Below are 8,171 nucleotides of genomic sequence, written 5' to 3'. Positions count from 1 at the left end.
TGTGAATGGCAAAGTTGCTGCGAATATCGCTCACCCCCGGCAGCTTCAGCAGGTGCGCGCTGACAAAGCGGTCATAAGCGCGCAAGTCAGGCACCACTACCTGCAACAAAAAGTCCGATTCGCCGGACACCAGAAACGCTGAGACCACCTCAGGCAACGCAGTGACGGCCGCATAAAAAGCCTCGGCGCGTTCTTCGTTATGCCGCTCGACCTTGACCCCGACAAACACCGTCAGTCCCAGCCCGACTTCATCGCGATCCAGATTGGCCTGGTAGCCTCGAATCACCCCCGCCTCTTCCAGCATGCGCACCCGGCGCAGACACGGCGAAGCCGACAGGCCGATTTCTTCTGCGAGCTCGACATTGCTCAAACGCCCGTTGCGTTGCAGCGCGGCGAGAATCTTGCGGTCATAGGCGTCGAGTTTCATCTTTGGCAGATCCCGATAGTCTGACGGTTGAAAACCAGCAGGTTATGCCAAAGCTGCGAACAATTGAAGCCGACTACGCAAGCACCTGCCCTGCCCTCTCGCTCTAGACTGGCGCGAGCAAATCGACATCGAAAAGGGGTGTGATGTGGCAAGTCTGTGGCTGTTTATTTTGACGCTGGCTGTGGTTCTGCTACTGCCGGGACCGGACATGATCCTGCTGTTGCAAACCGGTGCGCGGCAAGGTCGAGGTGCAGCGCTGGCCACCGCGCTGGGCCTGGCCATCGCCCGCGGCTGCCACGTGGCACTGGCGGCATTGGGGCTGGCGGCGCTGTTCAAAACGGCGCCGTGGACGTTTGACGTGGTGCGCATCGCCGGCGCGGCCTATCTGCTGTGGATCGGCATCCAGTGTTTTCGCAGCTCGCTGGTGCCGAGCGTGCAAGCCCAAGAGCAGGCACCTGCTCCCGGCCAGCGGCGCGATGCGATCCGTCGCGGTTTGCTGACCAACCTGCTCAATCCCAAGGCGTTGCTGTTCTGCTCGGTACTGTTGCCACAGTTTATCGTCAGCGGCGGCGCGCCGGTGCTGACACAGTTCGCCGTGCTCGGCCTGGTGCTGGTCAGCGTCGGCCTGCTGTTCGACAGTGTTGTCGCCATGACCGGCGCGGCACTGGGCCGTTGGCTGCAACACAGTCCAACCGCCCAGCGCGCTCAGCAATGGCTGTTCGGCAGTCTGTTGATTGGCTTCGCCGTACGCCTGAGCTTCATTCAACAGGCCTAGCCTTTGCGCACCTTGCGCTGACGACGGCTGATCAGCAGTAGCGCAGCAACAGCGACCAGGATGACCGCGCCGATCTGCACCGGCCACTTGTACGGCCGCAGCGTCCCACGCACGGCATCGGTCACCTGGGTGACGTAGCGCTTGTCGGCATTCTCAAAATCCGGGTACGGGCATTGATTGCCGAAGTCTTGCGCCCACGGCACATAAGGACCTTCCTTGACGTAGCGCTGATACAGCGCACTCTGGTCTTCAAGGCTGCTGTTCCAGCCGGCGGCATTGCACAACACCGCAGCAAACGCCTGACTGGTGTGCGGCAAGTTATCGGCGGCGCGACTGGCCAGTGCCGTGGCGACAAAACGATAGTGATAACGCTGATCCGGTTGCGCGGCGCTGGCCTGCTGGCGCTGCACTTCCGCCGTGGAAATCAGCGGGCCGACATCCAGCTTCGTGCTCTCCAGCGTGTAATTGCCGCCGAAGGTGGCGTAATCAGGGGCCATCTCATAACCGAGGATGTCCATGCCCCACTCCCGGGCCGTCCATGCGGCGTTGTACAACGCACTGGCGCGTTTGCTCGGCCACCACGCCGACTCGGCCTTGAGCCGTTGCTCGCCATAGAGCCGGGCCTTGTGCTGCAGATCGTCACTGGCGAAATAACCGACCGCTTCCTCGTATCGCCCCTCACGCAGCAAGCGCCGACCGAGCAGATTGCGCAGATTGGCGGCCACCGACAGCGGCACATAGTTGTCGCGCTCCTGCTGCGTCAATGGCGGCGGCGCCGGCACGTTCTCATCGACGTACTGCTTGAGCTCATCGACCGTCAGCACCCGCTCGGCAACGGTGGCGGCATCGAACCAGTAAAGGCTGTTGCTGCGATACAGCTGCACGAACGCTTGCAGGTATTCGCCGCGTTGCAGCGCCAGGATCGCGCTTTCGCCCTCGACCCGGCATTTTGGCTGCACCGTTTCAAACGCCCAGTCCGGCGTGCGGCGATAACCCCAGTCTTCATTCTGCGGAAAGGCCTGGGCGGCTTTGGCGTAGGCGGCGGCAGCAGCAGTCGTGTCGCCGTCACGCACCGCCAGTTTTGCCCGCAGCCACCAGGCCAGTCCGCCGTCCCCGGCGTTTACCAGAAAGGCCTTGGCAGACGCGTAGTCGCCCTGTTGATAACTCATCGCTGCCAGTCGATCGGCATTGTCGAGGCTGCCACGGGTGCTGTTTTGCAAGAGAGTGACGAGTTTCTTTTCATTCGACGGCTGCTCACCGAAAGACCAGCCCTGACGGCTGACCAGCGATGCCGTGACCAGTTGCTGCACTGCTGGCTGCTGCAGCAGTTTGGCCAACTGAGATTCCGGCAACTCGGCCAGTTCGTTCATCAGTTGCTTGAGCGAGGTGTAGCCGACGGCCGAACCGTGCAGGTTCTGTGCTTCGTACAGTTCGATGGCGCCGCTCCAGTCGCCCGCGCTGCGCAACGCCCGCGCCTCTTCACCGAGGCTGGCAACGCCCAGTTCCAACGGATCGCTGAAGCCGTCGATGCTCAGTTGCCGGGCCTGCCGGAAGGCATCGCGCGCTTCTTCCAGCGCTTCGATGCGATCGTGCGCCTCGTTGCTCATGGCGAAGGCGATGCGCCCGAGGGAATACGCCGCCCACGTGCTGCGCAAAGGACGCTGGTCCGCCGGCAGCGCCAGCACCTTGTTGAAATACTCCGTGGCCAATTGATGGTCGCCGGTGGCAAAGGCCACCGCGCCGGCGACGTACAAGCGGATTTCCACCGGCAGACTGGCGCCCTGTTCCTCGGCCTGACGTGCATCGCTGAGCCCGCGAAGGCGCTTGACCACAGCGTATTGCTCGACGCTCAGGCCCACCTGCTCAGCCTGTTCGCGCGCCAGTTCTGACGCGTTGTCTTCGGCATAATCGTTGGGGTTGTGGGTCGCCGCTGTGACATTTTTCAGCCCGGCAATGGTTTTACCGAGGCGACTGACTTCGAAGCTGAAACTGCCTTCGGGCAGATCGGCGAGGGTCTGCGCGCGGTTGTCGAGCAGGCGCATCGGGAAGTCCGGGCCGCAGGCCAGCGCCGAACCCAGCGGCAGGCTGAGGCTCAGGCAAAGCAGATGGCGGGGCCAGTTACGGGTCAACATGCGAACCTCCTTGATCAATATGTGCACAACGCGCCCAACCGACAGCGCGCTGTCCGCCCGCCGGCAAGCGGCCGTCACGCAGGCGGGTGAAGGTAAGCAGATTGGCACTTTGTTGCAACGAGTAACCGGTGAGCGCATCGGCGCCTGCACAATCCCGCGCCTTTAGGGTGATTTGCGCGGGCCACGGGCTGTCGAGATTGCCGCGGTTATCGAGGTGGATGTCATACAAACCGCCCTGCTCTTTGAATGACAGGCGCAACTGACTGTTCAGCACATCTCCGCGAGCCACCGCGCGTAAAGTAGCCAGGCTCCAGGCGCGACGATCGTTGGCCAGCGGCAGGCGAAACCAGATCAAACCGGTCAGATGCTCAGGCGGATCCTCGCGCAAAGTCTTGGCCAATTGGCTGAGTTGCTGCGGATCGGCGAGCAACTCCCGGCGTTGCCCGCCGCGCTCCAGTTGCACTTCGCTTTCCACTACCGGCGCGCCACCGTCATCGCTCAACAGCGCAACGCCGTAGGCCGGCAGCGCCAGATAGAACGGTTTGTCGCTGATACGTGCCCAGGCCTTGGCCCATTTCAACGCCTGCTCGGGATCGAACAGACCCAGTCGCGGATCGCTCACGGCGTGGACTTGCAACACGCTGCTGTCGACGCTTCGCAACAGCGCCGGCAACTGCGCGCTATCGAGCCACGCCGGTAGCGCGGTGATGCTCAAAGGCAACGATGGCGGCAAGACCGCACGCAAGTGTTTGAGGAATTCAGCGTACACGGGCAGCCGTGCATTGCCGGCATCGTGGTCGATTTCGATACCGTTCAGCGTGAGGCCTTGCGCTTGCCAATCGGCAATGACCTGCAGAATCTGCTCGGTGACCTGCTGCTGGTCCAGCGACTGCAACTGGCCATCGAGGCGAATCACTGCGATCAGAGCGCGACCATCAGCTTTCAACAACGCCGGATCAACTCGCGCCCTGCTCCACCGCTCGCCGGGAAAGGCCTGCAACGCCAGCACGCGCAGTGTCGAGAAGTCAGTGCGACTGTCGTGCAATGCCGGTTCATGCGCAGGGGTCCATTGGCGTTGCCAGACGTAGAGTTGCTGGTCGAGGGCCGGCGCGACGTGTTGCTCGCAACCTGCGAGCAAGACGCTAAGGATCAGACCCGCAATAAACCGCATACCTTGAAAATCCCTGAAGCCACAGGGCTGCAAGGTTACACAAAACCCTGCGCAGACGATCAGGGTTTGCGCGCGATAATCACCTGACTCTTGGCCACCACCGCATCCAGCGCCTGCTTGATCTGTGCACCGCGCGGGGAATCCAGCACCGCTTGCCACGTGTTGGCCCAGTGCTCGAGCATCGGGTGATCGGGGTTGCTGAGATCGACCTTGGCTTCCCAGAACAACATCATCCACATCGACCAGTAGAAGCCATATTGGCTGTGGCTGATGATCTCCAGCCCGGCCTCGCTGACCATGGCCTTGAACTGGTCGTCGCTAATGATGCGTATGTGGTTGGGTTTCTGAAAATACTCCGGCGCGGCGATGTCCTTTTGCAGGTCCTCGGAGCTGGGATGCGGCACGCTCAGCAGATACAACGCGCCCGGTTTACCGACACGCACCAGCTCGGCAAGAAACTGCGCGGGATCATCAACGTGCTCGATCACCTCGGTGGAGACCACACGCGTTGCCGTTGCGTCGGCAATCGGTAGCGGGTTGCAGTCGGTAACGTGGCATTCGATGTCCCGGGCCGGCGTGTCGCTCAGACGCTGGCGGGTGGCTTCGACCTTGGCCGCATCGATATCGGCAAGAATGATCTTCGCCCCGCGCGTACCGCAGAAGTGCACGTTGCCGCCATCACCGCAACCGACATCAAGCAACGTGTCGTCAGCACTCACAGCGAATCCCGTGTACAGCTCGTGAGTCTCCTGGTTGAACCAGCCGCTGAGCTTCGCATCGTAAAGGCCGAGCATGTACGGATCGACTTTATCGGCAACCGCAGCGACCGGTTCTGCCGAAGTTTGCGCAGGCGTTGTCGCCGAGAGTTTCTTCAAAAAGCTCAGCATGAGGTGGCTCCGGGTGAGGTAACTGCAGTTCGGGAGGTGCCGAGGCGCTTGACCAGCGCAGCACCGCGATTGCGCATCGGCATTTCGACCAAGCGATAGTTGAGTTCGCTGAGCAGCGCGATCAGGCCAAAGGCAATCAGCACCGTAAGGATGGGATGTCCGGCCGGGCTCGGCAGACCGCTGCTCTGCAAGCGAAAGATCAGCTCACGCAGCAGCAGATAAGCGGGGATGTGGATCAGGTAGATGCCGTAGGAGCGGCTGCCGATCCAGGCCAGGCAGCGCTGAATGCGTCCGGCAGGCATCAGGTAGTCACGGTTGTACGAGGCGATCCAGACCAGCAGCGCACTGAGCACGGCGATCGAACCGATGCGGAAACTGGCCAAGGTAAAACGGTCGGTCGCCATGAAGCTCAACAGCACTGCAATGACAATCAAGGCCGAAATGCCAAGCCATGGTCGGCGCAAGAACGAGGGCTGCCAGCGCTGATAACCCGGCTGCGCACTCCACATCGCCAACAGTACGCCAAGGGCCAGCGCGTCGGTGCGCACTACCATCAGCAACGGCGTGCGTACGGTCAGAATCTGCAGCGCGACCAGCGCCAGCAATGCCCAGACCAGGTGTCGGCGAAACAACAGGATCAGCAACGGAAAAAGCAGGTAGAACTGCTCCTCCAGCGCCAGGCTCCAGTAAACGAAACTGCTGCCATATTCGTATTGGAAGAAGCTGTCGGCGAAGCGGAAATTGGCGTATTGCAGTACCCCGGCCAGGGTCGCCTGAAGATTGGCGGATAGCGTGCCGAACGCACCGGATCGATTGAAAAACATACAGGCCAGCAGGATCAGCGCCAGCCACAGCCAAGCTGAAGGCAACAACCGAAAAGCCCGGCGCAGCCAGAAATGGCGTACCTGTTGCCAGCGCTCCTGGCCCGTCGTGCAGCCTTGCAGCACCGGGATCAAGCTCCGGGCGATGACAAAACCGGAGATCGCAAAAAACAGGTCAACGCCCCACCACGTCTGCGCCCATTCGTGGATCCGGGCCAGCGACGGCACCGGGTCGGTGAACAGATTGTCCTGCAGATGATGGAACAACACCGCGAGCACCGCGACCGCACGCAGGACTTCAACGTCCATGATGCGCTTGCCGTTCATGCTTGAGGGGCTTCCAAGGCAGGCGCACGATGCTCGAACAACTGCGTCAGAAACCCTTGCAAACGCTGTTCAGCCACAGCCTGGCTGCAGAACGCCTGCAAACTGTCGACTGCCTGCGCGGACATATCGGCATAGCGCTGCGGCTGTTTTTTCGCGACGTCATAACTGGCCCGATAGGCCTCGCATAACGAGGTCCAGTTGGTCACGTAACGCAGGGTTCTAAAGGCCTTGCGCGGGTCGTGAGGCCAGGCTGTCAGCTCATCCGTGGACTCGATGAGAAAGGCATTCGCGGTGCTCAGGTAATCGATCATCGCCGTGGTACGCGGCGCGACCGCCGGCTTGCCGCAGGACATGAACTCCATCAGCGGCAGGCACTGCCCTTCACCGTACGAGGTGTTGACCACATACCGCGTGGCCTGCACCAGTTGCTCGTAGTCCGGATCGGCGAGGTAGCCGTAGATCAGAACGATCCGGCAGCGATAAGACTGGTTTTTGTACAAATGGTGGAGGATATCGCTGAGCGCTTCTTCGGCGTCGTGGTGAGTGAGCTTGAGCACCAGCGTCGCGTCTTCGACATCGCGGAAACACACACAGAACGCACTGAGCATGTCTTCCCAGTTCTTGCGCCCGTCACCGGGATTGAACACCGAGGTGTAAACCACACCGTCAAGCATCAGCGTCTGTTCGGAGGCCGGCGCGGCGAAGTCGATGCCGTCGCCGCTGCGCAGGTGCGCCGGCCCGAATGCATTCAGATTGAGGGTGCGGCTGTCCGCGACCAGGCCTTTGATCGTCAGGCTGTACGCGGCGGCCAGCGCTTGCTCGGGCATTTTCGCGCCACGGGCAGCAAAACGGTCCCAGACCGGCGCCGGCACCGCGACGATCGGGTACTCGGCACCCATCGCCTCATGCACGGCGTTGACCGTATAACTGGAATGGGTGATCGCCGCCCCGCAGGCATGCAAGACGCTACGCCAGTCGTTGCGCGGCTCGCCCGCGAAGGCTTCGTTGGGGATCGTGCTGAACTCCCACGCAAACACCGGCAGCGTCGGACAGGCCAGGTGAACGGGGGTGCGATGCGGCGGCGAGAACGACAGAAACACGCAAGGCTCGCCACGGCTCAGGCATTCCAGATACAGCGCATCGACTTCTGTCTGCGGATCGGCCACTTCCACCACCCGACCGATGCGTTCGAGCACCGGACGATATTCCTTGAGCACGAAGTAATAGCTGTACTCCGAACGCCCGAGGTTCTGCGCAATGGTGTGCCGGTTGGTTTCCGAATGAATGATGATCAGCATGGGGCGTTATCCGTCACAGGCGCAGCATCGGTGGGGCCTGCTGTCAGCGCAAAGAACTCCGCGAGGCGTTTGCGCACCGGCGCGAAGGCGCAGTACTGCTGCATGCGCGCGACGGCGGCGGCAGACATCCGCTGATACTCCTGCGGCTGGGCCTTGGCCATTCGATAGCTGTTTTCGTAGGCGTTTTTCAGCGAGCCCCAGTCGGGGCGGTGCCGCAGCGTGCGGTAGATGATCCGCGTGTCCTGCGGCCAGATCGTCAGCTCTTGACTGGACTTGACCACGAACGCCACCGAGTCATCGATGTAGTCTTTCATCGCCGTGTGATCGGGGGCG

At 61.7% G+C, this 8,171-nt stretch carries 7 protein-coding genes and 1 pseudogene; 1 reads left to right on the top strand and 7 read right to left on the bottom strand.

The window, feature by feature from the left end; all coding sequences use genetic code 11:
- Window positions 1-427, bottom strand: a 427-nt coding sequence (locus tag OQK_RS10985) for an Lrp/AsnC family transcriptional regulator (protein ID WP_016772427.1), incomplete at its 3' end; no start/stop codon positions are given.
- Between the two features lie 145 nt (window positions 428-572).
- Here OQK_RS10985 and OQK_RS10980 point away from each other — a divergent pair.
- Window positions 573-1,202, top strand: a complete 630-nt coding sequence (locus tag OQK_RS10980) for a LysE family translocator (RefSeq protein WP_016772426.1) — start codon at window positions 573-575, stop codon at window positions 1,200-1,202.
- On the opposite strand, the gene OQK_RS10975 is transcribed toward OQK_RS10980, so the two are convergent.
- From OQK_RS10975 to OQK_RS10950, 6 genes and pseudogenes are all read right to left on the bottom strand, one after another.
- Window positions 1,199-3,334 carry a hypothetical protein gene (locus OQK_RS10975; protein WP_016772425.1) on the bottom strand — a complete coding sequence of 712 codons (2,136 nt, stop codon included), beginning with the start codon at window positions 3,332-3,334 and terminating at the stop codon, window positions 1,199-1,201. The two genes, OQK_RS10980 and OQK_RS10975, sit on opposite strands and share 4 nt — an antisense overlap.
- On the bottom strand, window positions 3,321-4,505 hold the full coding sequence (locus tag OQK_RS10970; protein WP_016772424.1) for a DUF3142 domain-containing protein: 1,185 nt from the start codon (window positions 4,503-4,505) through the stop codon (window positions 3,321-3,323). Before OQK_RS10970 ends, OQK_RS10975 begins: the two co-directional genes overlap by 14 nt.
- 59 nt (window positions 4,506-4,564) lie before the next feature.
- Window positions 4,565-5,392: a class I SAM-dependent methyltransferase gene (locus OQK_RS10965; RefSeq protein ID WP_016772423.1), complete on the bottom strand. Its 828-nt coding sequence runs from the start codon at window positions 5,390-5,392 to the stop codon at window positions 4,565-4,567.
- Window positions 5,386-6,540: an acyltransferase family protein gene (locus OQK_RS10960; protein WP_016772422.1), complete on the bottom strand. Its 1,155-nt coding sequence runs from the start codon at window positions 6,538-6,540 to the stop codon at window positions 5,386-5,388. Before OQK_RS10960 ends, OQK_RS10965 begins: the two co-directional genes overlap by 7 nt.
- Window positions 6,537-7,838 carry a glycosyltransferase gene (locus tag OQK_RS10955; protein WP_016772421.1) on the bottom strand — a complete coding sequence of 434 codons (1,302 nt, stop codon included), beginning with the start codon at window positions 7,836-7,838 and terminating at the stop codon, window positions 6,537-6,539. Before OQK_RS10955 ends, OQK_RS10960 begins: the two co-directional genes overlap by 4 nt.
- Window positions 7,832-8,171, bottom strand: a pseudogene (locus OQK_RS10950) (glycosyltransferase family 1 protein); the annotation flags it as partial. The gene OQK_RS10955 and the pseudogene OQK_RS10950, both read right to left, overlap by 7 nt.

The organism is Pseudomonas sp. R62, from assembly GCF_000257605.1.
Taxonomy (GTDB): domain Bacteria; phylum Pseudomonadota; class Gammaproteobacteria; order Pseudomonadales; family Pseudomonadaceae; genus Aquipseudomonas; species Aquipseudomonas atacamensis.
This window is presented reverse-complemented; position numbering and strand designations above follow the sequence as displayed.

Excerpts from the sequence above, each read along its gene's own strand:
- OQK_RS10975 (WP_016772425.1), bottom strand. The coding sequence starts at position 3,334 with ATGTTGACCCGTAACTGGCCCCGCCATCTGCTTTGCCTGAGCCTCAGC.
- OQK_RS10970 (WP_016772424.1), bottom strand. The coding sequence starts at position 4,505 with ATGCGGTTTATTGCGGGTCTGATCCTTAGCGTCTTGCTCGCAGGTTGC.
- OQK_RS10965 (WP_016772423.1), bottom strand. The coding sequence starts at position 5,392 with ATGCTGAGCTTTTTGAAGAAACTCTCGGCGACAACGCCTGCGCAAACT.
- OQK_RS10960 (WP_016772422.1), bottom strand. The coding sequence starts at position 6,540 with ATGAACGGCAAGCGCATCATGGACGTTGAAGTCCTGCGTGCGGTCGCG.
- OQK_RS10955 (WP_016772421.1), bottom strand. The coding sequence starts at position 7,838 with ATGCTGATCATCATTCATTCGGAAACCAACCGGCACACCATTGCGCAG.